Origin of the sequence: Arthrobacter sp. NPDC058097 (assembly GCF_042884885.1) — a bacterium.
Lineage (GTDB): Bacteria > Actinomycetota > Actinomycetes > Actinomycetales > Micrococcaceae > Arthrobacter.
The window spans coordinates 94,548-109,121 of the sequence record NZ_JBHVSZ010000011.1; the positions used below are offsets into that span (position 1 = coordinate 94,548).

The following is a 14,574-nucleotide window of genomic DNA, read 5'->3' on the forward strand; positions in this document are numbered from 1 at the left end:
GCGGGGCCGTTCTCCATAGGAGCAGGACAAAAATGAACGTCACGCCCCGGCTGCCGGCCAACACCGCCAAAGGCCATCCGGTGCCTGCTGGCAGATCCCGGGATTTCATTGCCGTTGATGACGGCGGTAACTTCACGTATCACCCGTCGGAACAGGATCTGTGCGCGGCGTTTGAATACGTGGAGGAGGCCAGGAGTATCGTCGACCGCTGCGGAACGGACTTCCGCCTGGCGCTGGGTCCGCACCGCCGCGTTGTCCTGGGGCCGGATCTCGGACCGGTGGAGTTCCACTGGCTCCGCCAGGCATGGCATGCCTCCCTCACAGTGCACAGCAAGGCGCACCGGCTCCAGCGGTTCTTCCCCGGAACGCGCGAGCAGCTGCTGCTGGACCTCTTCGAGTGCCTCGCCCTTGAACGAGCAACCGCCGTTGGCGCCGGGGAAGGGACCGGTGATGGGGCATGGAACGTTGAGATCGACGGCGGCCAAACCCGGGTCCCTGACCTCCAGGGAGTCGACCGTCTGCTCTCGGGCCCGGTGCGGCTGGAACGTGCCCGCGTGCGGGATCCTTTTGGACACGTGTATCGGCCGGTACGGCACCGCAGGCACTGGTACCTGCCGGTCGTCGTCGGGCACATCCTTTACGTTGAAGTCCCTCCCTCCGGGGCCACGCGTTAAGGATCCGTAAGGATTGGCCCGGCGCCGGGTGTGGTGCGGCTGGCCGGTGTTAGCTTCGCAGTGAGCGCGGCGCTGTGGACTGCGCTGAGAGAGGCAGAAAAATGACGACATTGAGCCGGCCGCCGGTTGAACCTTCGGACCTGCGCCCTGCCGCGGGGGAGAGGTTCAGGAAGTGGCTGCTGTTCGGCCTGCAGGACGCTAAGGGGATTCATCAGGGCCCGGGCGCGGTGGGTGATGCCCATTTGAAGAAGCATTCCTGGTGGCAGGTGATGTGCCTGACCGGTGTCGATTATTTCTCCACGCTGGGTTACCAGCCTGCCATCGCTGCTTTGGCTGCGGGTGTGATTTCCCCGCTGGCGACGCTGGTGCTGGTAGCGGTGACCCTGCTGGGTGCCCTCCCTGTGTACCGCAGGGTTGCCGGTGAAAGCCCGCGCGGTGAGGGTTCCATTGCGATGCTGGAGAAGCTCCTGCCCCGGTGGGGCGGCAAGCTCCTGGTTCTGGTGCTGCTGGGCTTTGCTGCCACGGACTTCATGATCACCATGACCCTCTCGGCCGCCGACGCGACGGCCCACGCGATTCAAAATCCGTTCGTGCCGGGCTGGATGCAGGGGCAGAACGTCGTCATCACGCTGTTCCTGCTGGCGCTGTTGGCGGCAGTGTTCCTGCGCGGCTTCAAGGAAGCCATCGGCGTCGCCGTGGCCCTGGTCGCCATCTATCTGGGACTGAACGTGGTTGTCGTGGTTGTCACCGTTTTCGAGGCCCTGATCCATCCGGCGGCCGTGGGGGACTGGTGGCTGGCTTTGACCACGTCGCACGGAAACCCCCTTATGGTGGTCGGCATTGCCCTGCTGGTCTTCCCGAAGCTGGCCCTGGGCCTGTCCGGCTTCGAAACCGGCGTTGCGGTGATGCCGCAGATCCAGGGACGGCGCAGCGACACCGAAGACAACCCGGCCGGCAGAATCCACGGAGCCCGCAGGCTGCTGACCACAGCGGCTGTCATCATGAGCTCCTTCCTGGTCACCACGAGCTTCACCACCGTGGTGCTGATCCCCGCCCGGGAGTTCGAACCCGGCGGGCAGGCCAACGGCCGCGCTTTGGCGTTCCTGGCCCATGAATACCTGGGCAACGGGTTCGGAACCGTCTATGACCTGAGCACCATCGCCATCCTCTGGTTCGCCGGCGCCTCGGCCATGGCCGGGCTGCTGAACCTCGTGCCCCGCTACCTTCCCCGCTACGGCATGGCCCCTGGATGGGCCAAAGCTGTCCGGCCGCTGGTGCTGGTGTTCACGCTGATCGGGTTCCTGGTCACCGTCCTGTTCGACGCCGACGTCGACGCCCAAGGCGGTGCCTACGCCACCGGCGTGTTGGTGCTGATGACCTCAGCGGCGGTCGCGGTCACGCTGTCGGCCAGGCGCCGCCAGCAACGCGGACGCACGATCGGCTTCGGAGCCATCGCCATAGTCTTCATTTACACCACCGTGGCCAACATCTTTGAACGCCCCGAAGGCATCCGGATCGCCTCGTTCTTCATCGCCGGCATCATCGTGATCTCGCTGCTGTCCCGGATCAAGCGGTCCTTCGAACTGCACGCTACCCACGTCCACCTGGACCGGCAGGCCCTGGAATTCATGTCCGAGGTGCTGGACGGGCCACTTGCCCTCATTTCCCACGAACCGCTGCGCATGAGCCCCGAAGCCTACCGGGACAAGCTGACCTCGGCGATCGAGGTCAGCCACCTCCCTGTGGACCAGCAGCAGGCCTTGTTCCTGGAAGTGGTCGTCGATGATTCCTCCGATTTTGAAACGGCACTGGAGGTCCGCGGCATCGTCCGGCACGGCTACCGGATTTTGGAGGTGCACGGACCCGTCGTGCCCAACACCATCGCTTCCGTGCTCCTGCACATCCGGGACGTCACCGGGCTGATGCCGCACATCTACTTCCGCTGGACCGAAGGCAACCCCGTGGTGAACCTGCTGAAGTTCCTGTTTCTCGGAGAGGGCGAGATCGCCCCGGTCACCCGCGAAGTCCTCCGCGAAGCAGAACCCGACGTCACCAGGCGGCCCTGGGTCCACGTCGGCTGACCGCCCGCGGCCGCCATAAACGGCCCGAAATCCGCGTGCGCGTTAAGACCGCATCAATATTCCGGCCCGGTGCATTAAGGATTCGTCAGGAACGCGCTGGCCCAGGTTTTCCGGGACTTGACTGGGAGTAGCCCCGCATCCGGGGTGCAGTCGAAAGGAAACCTGCAATGGCCGATGTGGCTGTGATCGGAATCCTCATGCTCTCCATGGGATTCGTGATGTGGATCGGTCAGCTCCTGACCGGAATGCTCAATGGCGCCGGAATGCCCAGTGGTGCCGGGAGGAGCAGCGCTGACCCGGCGGAGGCCGGGCGATGAGCCCCGACGCGATCATGTGGCTGGTCCTGCTGATCGCGGGGCTGTGCCTGTTCGGGTACCTGCTGGCGGCCCTGATCCATCCCGGGAAGTGGTGAGCGGATCATGACCTTCAATACGGCATCCTTCGTCATCCAGGTCTCGGCGCTCGTTCTGGCCCTGGCCGCCGTGCATAAGCCGTTGGGCGTCTACTTGGCACGGGTCTTCGACGGCAAATCCATGACACGGCCGGAACGGCTGTTCTACCGGCTGGCAGGTGTGGACGCCGAAGCCGAACAGACCTGGTCCGTTTACCTGCGCAGCGTGCTGGTTTTCTCCGCCGTGTCCATCCTGGCGGTGTTCGGGCTGCAGCGTCTCCAGGGCCTGCTGCCAGGCGCCGGGTCCCTGGCCGGCGTTGACCCGTGGGTGGCCATGAACACGGCCATCTCCTTTGTCACCAACACCAACTGGCAGACCTACATACCCGAAACCACGTTCGGCATCCTGGTACAGATGCTCGCGCTTGCGGTGCAGAATTTTCTGTCCGCCGCGGTGGGGATCGTCGTCGCGGTCGCCCTGATCCGCGGCATCGCCCGGACCGGGACCGACCGGCTGGGTAACTTCTGGGTCGACCTGGCCAGGACCTCCTTCCGGGTCCTGCTTCCGCTGGCCGGCATCGCCGCCGTGGTGATGGTCCTGGGCGGTGTGGTGCAGAACTTCGGGCCCACCGAAGTCAGCAATACCGCGACCGGGGTCACCCAGGTGATTCCGGGCGGCCCGGTGGCTTCCCAGGAAGCGATCAAGATCGTGGGCACCAACGGGGGCGGCTATTTCAACGCCAACTCCGCCCACCCGTTCGAGAACCCCAGCGTTTTCATCAGCCTGTTCCAGGTCTTCCTGCTCCTGCTGGTCCCGTCCGCCCTGCCCTACGCCTACGGCCGGATGGTCGGGGACCGGCGCCAGGGTTACATGGTCGCCGCCGTCATGGGCGCCCTGTGGCTGGCCTCCACCGCCCTGACCGGGTGGGCCGTCGCCGCCGCGCAGGGGACAGCCACCGCGGCCGCCGGCGGTCTCGGTGAAGGCTTCGAACAGCGGTTCGGTCCGGCGCCGAGCGCGATCTTTGCCGCGTCCACCACGCTCACGTCCACCGGCGCGGTCAACGTCGCCCATGATTCCCTGCCTCCGCTGGCCGGCGGGGCGGCGATGGTCAACATGATGCTCGGCGAAGTCGCCCCCGGCGGAACCGGCTCCGGGCTCTACGGGCTGCTGATCCTGTCGATCATCTCCGTGTTCATCGCCGGTCTCATGGTCGGCCGGACACCGGAGTATCTGGGCAAGAAGATCGGCCCGACGGAGATGAAGCTCACCGCCATGTACATCCTGGTCACCCCGGTCCTGGTGCTGGCTCTGGCCGGCATCACCGTGCTGCTGCCGGACGTCATGGCCAATGCACCCGCGACAGGGCCGCACCGGTTCAGTGAAGTGCTGTATGCCTTTACCTCCGGGGCGAACAACAACGGCTCCGCGTTCGGCGGCATCACCACCTCCGGCCCGTATCTTTCGGCCATGCTCGGTGTTGCCATGCTGCTGGGCCGGTTCCTGCCGATCGTGCTGGTCCTCGCCCTGGCCGGTTCGCTCGCCCGGCAGGGAAAGGTCCCGGCCTCCGCCGGGACCGTGCCCACCCACGGGCCGCTGTTCGGCTCGCTGCTGCTCGGCGTGACGGTCATCCTGACCGCCCTGAGCTACTTCCCGGCCCTCGCCCTGGGCCCCCTCGCAGAAGGACTCCTGACATGACCCGCACCACCACGTTGGCCGCGGACACGGCCGCCCAGACCTACGCGGACGGCAACCCCCTCGGCACCCCCGGCGAACACAAGCACCACACCAAGGCCCCGGCCAAACTCACCGCAGCGTCGGTGGCCGCGGCCCTGCCCGTGGCCGTCCGGAAACTCGCCCCGGGCCAGATGATCCATTCCCCGGTCATGTTTACCGTCCTGGTCGGCGCTGCCCTGTGCACGGCGATCTCGGTGCTCAGGCCCTCGGTGTTCGGCATCGCCGTCACGGCCTGGTTGTGGCTGACGGTCCTGTTCGGAACGCTCTCCGAAGCCATCGCCGAAGGCCGCGGCAAGGCCCAGGCGGACAGCCTCCGGGCCAGCCGCAAGGGCGTCCAGGCCCGGCTCAGGATGCCAGGCGGCACCACCAAAGAGGTGCCCGGCACGGAACTGCGCCTGAACGACGTCGTCATTTGCGAGGCAGGGGATGTCATCCCCTCGGACGGCGAAATCATTGAGGGCCTGGCCAGCGTCGACGAATCGACCATCACCGGAGAATCGGCTCCGGTGATCCGGGAGTCCGGTGGGGACCGGTCCTCGGTCACCGGCGGCACCAGGGTCCTCTCGGACCGGATCGTCATCCGCATCACCGCCGAACCCGGACAGACCTTCATCGACAGGATGATCAAACTCGTCGAAGGCGCCGTCCGGCAAAAGACACCCAACGAAATCGCCCTCCACGTCCTGCTGGTCTCCCTGACCATTGTCTTCCTGGCCGTCACCATGTCCCTGGCACCCTTCGCCTCCCTGGCCGGCGCCACGCCGTCACCGATCGTCCTGGTCGCGCTGCTGGTGTGCCTGATCCCCACCACCATCGGCGCCCTGGTCCCGGCGATCGGCATCGCCGGGATGGACCGGCTCGTCCAGCACAATGTCCTGGCCACCTCCGGGCGGGCCGTAGAAACCGCCGGCGACATCACCACGCTGCTGCTGGATAAGACCGGGACCATCACCTACGGCAACCGCCGCGCCGTCAACTTCTTCCCCGCCAACGACGTCGACCGCGAAGAGCTGATCGAAGCGGCCCGGCTGTCCAGCCTGGCCGACGACACCCCCGAAGGGCGCTCCGTCGTGGACCTCGCCGCCGAGAAAGGCGTGACCGGGCCGGACCTGACCGCGCTCGAAGGCGGTACCGGCCACCTTACCGTGGTCCCGTTCACCGCCAGCACCCGCATGAGTGGCCTGGACCTGGACGGCCGGATGATCCGCAAAGGCGCCGCCACCGCCCTCGCCGCGTTTGTCACCGGTCTGGGCGGCCGCACCCCGGCCGAAGTGAGCCACCGGGTGCAGGAAATCTCAGCACAGGGCGGCACGCCCCTGCTCGTCGCGTCGGCCACCGGTGACGGCGCCCGGATCCTGGGCACCATCCACCTGGCCGACGTCGTCAAACCCGGCATGCACGCCCGCTTCGCCGAGCTGCGAAAAATGGGCATCCGCACCGTCATGATCACCGGCGACAACCCCGTCACCGCCAAGGCGATCGCCGCCGAGGCCGGCGTCGATGACTTCGTGGCCGAGGCCACCCCCGAGGACAAACTCGCCGTCATCAAGAAGGAACAGGCCGCCGGGCGGCTGGTCGCCATGACCGGCGACGGCACCAATGACGCCCCCGCCCTGGCCGCCGCCGACGTCGGCGTCGCCATGAACTCCGGCACCCCCGCGGCGAAGGAAGCCGCAAACATGGTGGACCTCGACTCCGACCCCACCAAACTGATCAACATTGTCGGCATCGGCAAACAGCTGCTGATCACCCGCGGCGCGCTCACCACTTTCTCCGTGGCCAACGACGTGGCCAAGTACTTCGCCATCGTCCCCGCCCTGTTCACCGCCACCTTCCCCGGGCTCGGGCTGCTGAACATCATGGGCCTGGCCAGCCCGTCCTCGGCCATCCTCTCCGCGGTGATCTTCAACGCCCTGATCATCATCGCCCTGGTGCCCCTGGCGCTGCGCGGCGTCACATACCGTGCCGTCTCTGCCAACCAGGCCCTGGGCCGGAACCTGCTGATCTACGGCCTGGGCGGGCTCATAGCCCCGTTCATCGGCATCAAAATCATCGACCTGGTCCTCTCCCTTATCCCCGGCATCGGCTAGGAAACCCCATGAACACTCTCACCGGCTATCTCCGCCAGGCCGGAACCGCCGCCCGGTTCCTGCTCCTGGCCACCCTGGTCCTCGGGTTGGCCTACCCCGCCGCCGTCGTCGGCGTCGGACAGCTCTTTGCCCCCTACCAGGCCAACGGCTCCATCATGAAGGACGACGGCGGCGCTCCCGCGGCGTCCGCGCTCCTCGCCCAGGCGAAGGCCGATACCGCCGGCACCCAGGACCCGAAATGGTTCCACGCCCGGCCCTCGGCCGTCGGCTGGGACCCGGCGTCATCCTCGGCCACCAACCTCGGCCCCAACGACCCCAAACTCCTCGACACCGTCGAAGCCAACCGGGCCGCCGTCGCCAAAGCCGAGAACGTCACCCTGGCGGAGGTTCCGGCCGATGCCGTGACCGCCAGCGGATCCGGGCTCGACCCTGACATTTCCCCGCAGTACGCCAGGCTGCAGGTGCCGCGGGTTGCCGCCGCGCACCGGCTCAGCACCGCAACGGTCCAGGCCCTCGTCGACCGGAACACCAGCAACGGGCTGGAGGCCTTCCTGGGGCAGCCCTCGGTGAACGTCACGGCCCTGAACCTGGACGTCGCCGCGGCGTCATCCGGCCGTCCCCAGTGAAAGAATGACGGCATGGCACGCGGAACGCTGCGGATCTTCCTCGGGGCCGCCCCCGGGGTCGGCAAGACCTACGAAATGCTTGAGGAAACACACCGCCTCACAGGGCGCGGCGAGGACGTCGTCGTCGCGTTCGCCATGGACCACGGCCGCGCCGAGACCCGGGCGCTGCTGGAAGGCCTCGAAGTCATCCCGCCCCGGCGCCTTCCGTACCGGGGCACCGAGTTCGAGGAAATGGACCTCGGCGCCGTGCTCCAGCGGGCACCGGCCACAGCCGTCGTCGACGAATACGCCCATTCCAACATTCCCGGCAGCCGGCACGCCAAACGCTGGGAGGACGTCGACGAACTCCTCGCTGCCGGCATCAACGTCCTGTCCACCGTCAACATCCAGCATCTGGCCTCCCTCGGGGACGTCGTGGGCTCCATCACGGAGGTGCGGCAGGCCGAAACGGTGCCCGACGACGTCGTGCGCCGGGCCGATCAGATCCACCTCGTGGACATTTCCCCGGAACTGCTGCGCCAGCGCCTGGGCGACGGCAAGATTTACACCCCGGACAAGATCGACGCCGCACTCTCGAACTACTTCCGCCTCGGCAACCTCACCGCCCTGCGTGAACTGGCACTGCTGTGGCTCGCGGACCGGGTCGATGAGGGCCTGGCCCGGTACCGGTCCGAGAACGACATCCAGGCCACGTGGCCGGCCCGAGAACGCATTGTCATCGGGCTGACCGGCGGCCCTGAGGGTGAGATCCTGATCCGCCGCGGCGCCCGGATCCTGAACCGGGTCAATGGCGGGGACCTGCTCGCCGTGCACGTCCGCGCCGCCGACGGTGTCACCAGCGAATCCCCCCAGGCGCTGGAAGCCCAGCGCCGCCTGATCCAGGACCTCGGCGGCAGCTACCACATCGTGGCCGGGGAAGACCCGGCCAGCGCGCTGCTGGACTTTGCCCGCAGCGTCAACGCAACCCAGATCGTCGTCGGAATATCCCGGCACGGCAAACTCGCCGGGATCCTCGGCGGCCTGCTGGGCGGTGGCGTCGGCATGCGGGTGGTCCGCGAATCCGGGGATATCGACGTCCACATGGTCACCCACCCCCTCGGCGGCCGCGGCACCGGACGCCGGCGCGAACGCGATCTCGGCCGCACGCGCGTGACGGTCGGCTTGATCCTCGCGGTCGTGCTGCCCGTGGTGCTCCAGCTGGTGCTTGGCCTGAACCCGGAGCCAAACGTGGCCACGGCAGTCCTGGTGCAGCTGACCGGAGCCGTTACGGTGGCGCTCATCGGAGGTCTCTGGCCGGCGGTCCTCGCCGCGCTCATCAGCAGCCTGCTCGTCAACTATTTCTCCACGCCGCCGGTGGGGACCCTGACCATCAGCGATCCCCAGAACGTCCTCGCGCTCCTGGTCTTCGTCGGCGTGTCGGCCGCCGTCGCCGTCGTGGTCGACCTTGCCGCCCGCCGCTCCAAGGAAGCCGCCCGTGCCCGGGCTGAGGCCACCACCCTCTCTGACCTCACCCGCGGAGCGGCAAGCTCCGAGGACACCGTCACCGGCCTGCTGCAACAGGCACTGGACGTCTTCAGCGTCCGGGGGGCAGCCCTCTACGGCACCGACACCCGGGATGCCCGGGCCGCGACGAACTGGCAGCTCCTCGCCAGCGCAGGCGAGATCCCCGGCGCCGCCGCAACCGACGCGGCTTCCCCGGCGCCGGCGGAGAACGTTGCGCCTGCGGCGTACCGCACCGAAAACACCGAGCAGATCGATGCCGCCACCCGCCTGATCCTGTTCGGCCGCGCCCTGCCAGCTAGCGACAGGCGCCTGCTCGGAGCGTTCGGCGTGCACCTGGCCGCCCAACTCGAACGCCAGCAACTGGCCACCAGCCGCCGCGAGGTCCTCCGCCTCGCCGAAGGCAACGCGATGCGCACCTCCATCCTCCGGGCCGTATCCCACGACCTGCGCACACCGCTGGCAGGAATCAAACTCTCCGCCGGCATGCTGCTTCAACCAGGCCAGCACTACGCCCCCGACCAGCAGCACGAACTGCTCCAGACCATCGACGAATGCGCAGACCGGCTCGACCTGCTCGTCGGGAACCTCCTGGACATGTCCCGGATCACCGCCACCGCCACCAAGCCGCTCCTGAAACCGCTGCGCTGGTACGAAGTCCTCCCCGCAGCCCTGCACACGATCCCGGCCGGCCGGGTCCGCACGGAACTTCCACCCAACATGCCCGAAATCGACGCCGACCCCGGGATGCTCGAACGCGTCATCGCCAACATCGTCGAAAACGCCGTCAAATACGCACCCGAATCCGACATCGTCCTCGTCGGAACCGCAGGCGGCCTCAGCACTGAAAACCTCAACGGCCGCCCCGCCGGGGAACTCCGTGTCATCGATCATGGCCAGGGCGTCCCGGCAGAAAGCGTGATGGCAATGTTCCAGCCCTTCCAACGCCTCGACGACGTCCCACAAGCCACCGGCGTCGGCCTCGGCCTGGCCGTGGCCAAGGGATTCACCGAAGCCATGGGCGGAACCCTCACCGCAGAACAAACCCCCGGAGGAGGCCTGACCATGATCATCCGGCTGCCACTGTCCACCGGCGCACCCGCCGAAGACCAGCACGGACAGGCACCCCTGGTTCCGCAATCGTTCCTTGACAAACGAATCCACGCCACGCCTCTGCAGCCGTCCCGGACGGAGCGGCCATGACCGGCGTCCTGATCGTCGACGACGACCCGCACCTGCTCAAAGTCCTCAAGATCGCGCTCGAAACCAACGGCTATACCGTCACCACCGCCACCGACGGAGAATCCGCGCTCCTCGCCGCAACACAGCACCCCCTGGCCCTGGTCATCCTGGACCTCGGCCTGCCCGACATCGACGGCACCACCGTCATCCGTAAACTCCGGAGCTGGAACCCCGTCCCCATCCTCGTGCTCTCCGCCCGGCACACCTCCGACGACAAGGTCGAAGCCCTCGACGCCGGAGCCGATGACTACCTCACCAAACCCTTCGGACCCGACGAACTCCTCGCCCGGCTCCGCGCCCTGCTGCGCCGCACCATCGACCAGCCAGCGCCCGAGCCGATCGTCACCACCGAGAACTTCACCGTCGACCTGGCCAAACACCGCGTCACCCGCGACGGCAGCGACGTGCGCCTGACACCCATCGAGTGGAACGTCCTGGAGATCCTGGTCCGCAACCCCGAAAAACTCATCACCCACCGCCAGCTGCTTACCGAAGTCTGGGGACCGGCCTACGCCAAAGACTCCAACTACCTCCGCGTCTACATGGCCCAGCTCCGCCGCAAACTCGAACCCGACACCGGCAACCCCCGCCACCTCCTCACCGAAGCCGGCATCGGCTACCGATTCCAGCCCTAAGCGTGGTGTACGCCAGCGTGCGCTCGACCATCGGTGAACGGCGTGGCAGACTCCCGCCATGAGCATCGAACAATGGTGGCCAAGACTGGAACCATCCACACGGCAGTGGCTCATCGACAACAACGGCGACGCGGTACCAACGGAGGTCGTCGACGAGATCACCTCCGCCGGCGGGGCAACAGCCTCCGACGCATGGTGGGTCGGTCAGAGCACGCCTTCGGGGTTCTTCTTCTCCGACGCGGCGGTCGACTGGATCGAAACGGTCGGGAACGGGGAGGCACCCGAACAACCCCGAGGCGGCATCCCGCCGGCGTGAAGTTCTCCGGGGCCGGCCACCCGGCGCGATCGTTGCGCAGGCAACGGTAGCGATCCAGTTGGCCACTACCGGTTACCGGCCCAAATATGCTGCCAAGGCGTAAATCAGCACAAACAGTGCCAACAGACCAATGATCGCCGCTGCCCAGGCGTCGATCTTATCCGTGGCGGGCCCCGTGTTCCCTTCCGGGTTGGCCGTTGGTCCGGGCCGCTCGCGAAGATTTTCATGCTGCTCCTGATCCCGTCTTGGCATGGAAACCTCCTTCACTCACGACATCGACCGGCCGCCCGTGCAGTTTCCCAGCCCTAGGTAAGCAACTTTAAGTCGTCGGTCTGGCCGGGGCCCTGCGGAGTCTACAACTTTCCGCTGCGGGCCGGTCGGGCCGAAGTCGGAAGGCTACCCACAGACCGCACCGCCGGCATATGTAGGTGGGCGTTGGGCCAAGGGCGTGCAGTTTCTTGCGGTCCATGGTTCTGCCGCAGCAGCTGCAGGCATGCTGGCGTTCAGAGTCCATGCTTTTTGAGCGCTTCCGTTGGCTGGTCAATGGTTGGTGTTCCCGCAAGGCCATGGGGCGTTTGGTAGACGCGGCAGGCGAGTTCACTTGCCGGTGCTCCAGTCGGGAAAATGTCGGCCCCGTCGACCGTGATGGTCGGTGATCCGGCGAATCCGCTGCCTTTGATGTCCGACAGGGTCTTCAGAAGCCGCATGTGTACTTTGGTCTCCTTGCGGCCCAGGGCGGCCAGCGGGTCTTCAAGACGATTGCGTGCTTGATCCGAGTTGGGGCACTCAGTGCCAACAGCACGAAGCCGCCAAAAGGCCTCCAGCCCCATCGGGGATTTTGTCCGCGCGGAAAGCGGCGTGGTATCCGGGGGGGCTGAAGTCCATGGAATTGGACAGCGAGATGTAAACGTAGTCGATGAACGACGCAGTCCAGCCGGTCTTGACCGAAGACCTGGCGGCAACTTCCTTCACGGCCTCGTGGTCCTCGTCCTGTGGAAAGCGGAAGTCCGCCCTGGGCGGTTCGTTCTGCTCTTGGTCCACTCGGCCGGCGCGGCGGCTGCCGGTGAGTCGTGGCGTTCCCGGTGGCAGGCCGCGCGCAGCGTGCGGTCAGCCCGAGACGCCCTCGCTGCCGTCCTCTTCCCGGCCGGTAGCCCGCCGTCGGAATCTCGTGTCGTTCACGGAGGTGAGTTCGATGTCGTACCAGCCATGAGGTGCAGGCCACGCGAGTCTCTTTCGTTGGCCGGGCTTGAGCGTGAGCTTTTCGGTCGCTTTGGCGTACTGCAACGAGCGCGCTTCAAGGCTCACGGTGTCCCGGCCGTGGTTGCTGAGCTCGAGCTCCACGTCGCGCTGCCCGTGGCGTCCTGTGACGGTGAACCCGACGCCGGCGGCTGCGCCCGCCGTCGAACCCTTCATCTCGTACTGGAAGCGATTAGGGCCGAGGACGGTCAGGTCGAAGCTGCCGGATGGAACGGGAACATGGACTTTCTGCCGTCCGAGGACGTCGACGTGCTGGGGTTCCGCGAGTTCCCCTTCGTAGCCATAGGCGATGAAATGTGCCGACTGCTTCCCGCTGTTTGCCAGCTCGAGGGTGACCCCGGCTGCACCGGCGGTGGCCTGGACGCGTGGCCTGTATGGCAGGGGGCGGGCCGGGCGCGTTCCGGGTTCCTGCGCGGGGGCCGTCTGGTTAGCTGGCGGGTTGGGACGCCAGCGACTGATGGCCGGCGGCACGGGCCCGGGATGTTCCGGTACCGGGGGCTTGCCCGCGGCGTCGAAGTTGAAGACGCTCGTCAGGTCCCCGCACACTGCCCGGCGCCACGGGGCGATGTTCGGCTCCTGGACGCCGGTCCAGCGTTCCAGGAAGCGGATGACGGAGGTATGGTCAAAGACTTCCGAGCTGACGTAGCCGCCGATGGTCCAGGGCGAGACAACCGTCATGGGGACCCTGGGCCCCAGCCCGACCGGCTCCCCGGTGAACCAGTCGGTCGATTCTCCCGATGCCGGCCGCGGCTGCACGGGCGGGGGAACGTGGTCAAAATAGCCGTCGTTCTCGTCGAAGTTCAGGAAGATGGCGGTGCCGGCCCAGGTGTCGGGGTTGCTCGCGACGGTGTCGAGCAGCCGGTAGACGAAGTTTGCGCTGCCGACGGGGGTTGATGCGCTGGGGTGCTCCGAGTCCGCCGCGGAAGGGACAAGCCAGCTGACCTGCGGGAGCGTTCCTGCGGAGATGTCCGCACGGAGCCGGTCCAGCAGCGTGTTGGGTTCGCCGCGCCACATGGCCTTGTCGAAGAGCGCCCTGTCCGCGTCATTCAGCCGGGAGCGGCCCTCGGCCAGCTGGGCGAGGAGGTGTTCCTGTTCAGCGGGCGTCTTCCCGGCGAGCTGGTCGTAGAACTCTTCGGTGGTGCGAAGGTTCCCGTCCACGGAGGCCAGGATGGTGTGGCCGATGTCTTTGAAGGTCTTGAAGTACTCGACGGCGTTGTCGGTGAAGTTGTCCCAGTCCTGGTAGATCCGCCAGGACACGCCGGCTGCCTCCAGCCGCTCGGGGTAGGTGGTCCAGTCGTAGCCGGCGTGGTCGTAGCTGTAGGCGGCGTTGGTGACGGCGCGGCTCGCGCTGCCGGGTTCGTTGAGTGTGGTGCCGGACCACAGGTAGTTGCGGTTCGGGTTGGTGGAACCGTTCACAGAGCAGTGGTAGGCGTCGCAGATGGTGAACGTGTCGGCCAGCTCGTACTGCAGCGGAAGGTCCGCCCGTTCGTAGAACGTCATGGTGGAGGGTCCCTTGGCGGGAATCCATTTGTCGCACCAGCCGTTATTCCATGCCGCCGTGGTGCCCTTGAAGGAGTGGTCGAGGGCGCCGAGGTACTGAATATCGGAGCCGGGCCGTCCGGCAAGTTCGGCGGCCTTGCGCAGTGAGAACGGCAGCACGGGTTCGCCGGTGGCACGAGGTTGCTCGAACATGGACTTTCCACCGGGCAGCCGGGGCGTCGATTTGTCGCCGAAGCCGCGGACGCCGCGCAGTGTTCCGAAGTAGTGGTCGAAGGACCTGTTCTCCTGCATGAGCACGATGACGTGCTTGATTGCCTTGAGCCCGCCGGGCCGGATGGGCTGGGCCATGGCCGCCTGCACCGATGGCGGGAGCAGTGAGCCCGTAGCGGCCAGCGCCGTCGCCGCCGCTGCAGTTCCGAGGAAACCTCTGCGGGACAACCCGGAGGTAGCAGTGCGTTCGGAGCGGGGGACGAGAGGGGACATCTAATGGGCGCCTTTCATGGGGTGTTGTTGCCACCGCTCAAGCT

At 66.9% G+C, this 14,574-nt stretch carries 13 protein-coding genes; 10 read left to right on the forward strand and 3 right to left on the reverse strand.

The features are described from left to right. The first annotated feature begins 32 nt into the window (after nucleotides 1-32). The 10 genes from ACFVTE_RS18630 to ACFVTE_RS18675 all read left to right on the forward strand — a co-directional run bounded on the left by ACFVTE_RS18630 (nucleotide 33) and on the right by ACFVTE_RS18675 (nucleotide 11,290). Nucleotides 33-674, forward strand: coding sequence for a hypothetical protein (locus ACFVTE_RS18630; protein WP_387102892.1), 642 nt, complete (start codon nucleotides 33-35; stop codon nucleotides 672-674). 101 nt (nucleotides 675-775) lie between these two features. After that, on the forward strand, nucleotides 776-2,755 hold the full coding sequence (locus tag ACFVTE_RS18635) for an amino acid transporter (protein WP_387102894.1): 1,980 nt from the start codon (nucleotides 776-778) through the stop codon (nucleotides 2,753-2,755). A gap of 167 nt (nucleotides 2,756-2,922) precedes the next feature. Further along, entirely contained in the window at nucleotides 2,923-3,072 is a 150-nt protein-coding gene (locus tag ACFVTE_RS18640; RefSeq protein ID WP_387102895.1) for a hypothetical protein, read from the forward strand. After that, on the forward strand, nucleotides 3,069-3,167 hold the full coding sequence (locus tag ACFVTE_RS18645; RefSeq protein WP_387102897.1) for a potassium-transporting ATPase subunit F: 99 nt from the start codon (nucleotides 3,069-3,071) through the stop codon (nucleotides 3,165-3,167). The genes ACFVTE_RS18640 and ACFVTE_RS18645 overlap by 4 nt, the downstream gene beginning before the upstream one ends. A 7-nt stretch (nucleotides 3,168-3,174) precedes the next feature. Then, the gene (gene kdpA, locus ACFVTE_RS18650; protein WP_387102899.1) at nucleotides 3,175-4,842 is read left to right on the forward strand and encodes a potassium-transporting ATPase subunit KdpA; all 1,668 of its coding nucleotides are present in this window, start codon (nucleotides 3,175-3,177) and stop codon (nucleotides 4,840-4,842) included. Further along, nucleotides 4,839-6,971, forward strand: coding sequence for a potassium-transporting ATPase subunit KdpB (gene kdpB, locus ACFVTE_RS18655; protein ID WP_387102901.1), 2,133 nt, complete (start codon nucleotides 4,839-4,841; stop codon nucleotides 6,969-6,971). Before kdpA ends, kdpB begins: the two co-directional genes overlap by 4 nt. A gap of 8 nt (nucleotides 6,972-6,979) precedes the next feature. After that, nucleotides 6,980-7,597 (forward strand): K(+)-transporting ATPase subunit C, encoded by a 618-nt coding sequence (kdpC, locus tag ACFVTE_RS18660; protein WP_387102903.1) that lies wholly within the window; start codon nucleotides 6,980-6,982, stop codon nucleotides 7,595-7,597. A 12-nt stretch (nucleotides 7,598-7,609) separates the two neighbouring features. Continuing rightward, nucleotides 7,610-10,300: a DUF4118 domain-containing protein gene (locus tag ACFVTE_RS18665; RefSeq protein WP_387102905.1), complete on the forward strand. Its 2,691-nt coding sequence runs from the start codon at nucleotides 7,610-7,612 to the stop codon at nucleotides 10,298-10,300. Further along, nucleotides 10,297-10,974, forward strand: a complete 678-nt coding sequence (locus ACFVTE_RS18670) for a response regulator (RefSeq protein WP_387102906.1) — start codon at nucleotides 10,297-10,299, stop codon at nucleotides 10,972-10,974. The genes ACFVTE_RS18665 and ACFVTE_RS18670 overlap by 4 nt, the downstream gene beginning before the upstream one ends. 58 nt (nucleotides 10,975-11,032) lie before the next feature. Further along, entirely contained in the window at nucleotides 11,033-11,290 is a 258-nt protein-coding gene (locus ACFVTE_RS18675) for a hypothetical protein (RefSeq protein ID WP_387102908.1), read from the forward strand. A 72-nt stretch (nucleotides 11,291-11,362) separates the two neighbouring features. On the opposite strand, the gene ACFVTE_RS18680 is transcribed toward ACFVTE_RS18675, so the two are convergent. The 3 genes from ACFVTE_RS18680 to ACFVTE_RS18690 form a co-directional block, all read right to left on the reverse strand. After that, nucleotides 11,363-11,542, reverse strand: a complete 180-nt coding sequence (locus tag ACFVTE_RS18680; RefSeq protein WP_387102910.1) for a hypothetical protein — start codon at nucleotides 11,540-11,542, stop codon at nucleotides 11,363-11,365. Between the two features lie 251 nt (nucleotides 11,543-11,793). Further along, entirely contained in the window at nucleotides 11,794-12,120 is a 327-nt protein-coding gene (locus ACFVTE_RS18685) for a thioredoxin family protein (RefSeq protein WP_387102912.1), read from the reverse strand. Nucleotides 12,121-12,397: 277 nt separating this feature from the next. Further along, nucleotides 12,398-14,530, reverse strand: coding sequence for a phosphocholine-specific phospholipase C (locus ACFVTE_RS18690; protein WP_387102913.1), 2,133 nt, complete (start codon nucleotides 14,528-14,530; stop codon nucleotides 12,398-12,400). Nucleotides 14,531-14,574 lie beyond the last annotated feature (44 nt).

Excerpts from the sequence above, each read along its gene's own strand:
- ACFVTE_RS18630 (WP_387102892.1), top strand. The coding sequence starts at position 33 with ATGAACGTCACGCCCCGGCTGCCGGCCAACACCGCCAAAGGCCATCCG.
- ACFVTE_RS18635 (WP_387102894.1), top strand. The coding sequence starts at position 776 with ATGACGACATTGAGCCGGCCGCCGGTTGAACCTTCGGACCTGCGCCCT.
- ACFVTE_RS18640 (WP_387102895.1), top strand. The coding sequence starts at position 2,923 with ATGGCCGATGTGGCTGTGATCGGAATCCTCATGCTCTCCATGGGATTC.
- ACFVTE_RS18645 (WP_387102897.1), top strand. The coding sequence starts at position 3,069 with ATGAGCCCCGACGCGATCATGTGGCTGGTCCTGCTGATCGCGGGGCTG.
- kdpA (WP_387102899.1), top strand. The coding sequence starts at position 3,175 with ATGACCTTCAATACGGCATCCTTCGTCATCCAGGTCTCGGCGCTCGTT.
- kdpB (WP_387102901.1), top strand. The coding sequence starts at position 4,839 with ATGACCCGCACCACCACGTTGGCCGCGGACACGGCCGCCCAGACCTAC.
- kdpC (WP_387102903.1), top strand. The coding sequence starts at position 6,980 with ATGAACACTCTCACCGGCTATCTCCGCCAGGCCGGAACCGCCGCCCGG.
- ACFVTE_RS18665 (WP_387102905.1), top strand. The coding sequence starts at position 7,610 with ATGGCACGCGGAACGCTGCGGATCTTCCTCGGGGCCGCCCCCGGGGTC.
- ACFVTE_RS18670 (WP_387102906.1), top strand. The coding sequence starts at position 10,297 with ATGACCGGCGTCCTGATCGTCGACGACGACCCGCACCTGCTCAAAGTC.
- ACFVTE_RS18675 (WP_387102908.1), top strand. The coding sequence starts at position 11,033 with ATGAGCATCGAACAATGGTGGCCAAGACTGGAACCATCCACACGGCAG.
- ACFVTE_RS18680 (WP_387102910.1), bottom strand. The coding sequence starts at position 11,542 with ATGCCAAGACGGGATCAGGAGCAGCATGAAAATCTTCGCGAGCGGCCC.
- ACFVTE_RS18685 (WP_387102912.1), bottom strand. The coding sequence starts at position 12,120 with ATGGGGCTGGAGGCCTTTTGGCGGCTTCGTGCTGTTGGCACTGAGTGC.
- ACFVTE_RS18690 (WP_387102913.1), bottom strand. The coding sequence starts at position 14,530 with ATGTCCCCTCTCGTCCCCCGCTCCGAACGCACTGCTACCTCCGGGTTG.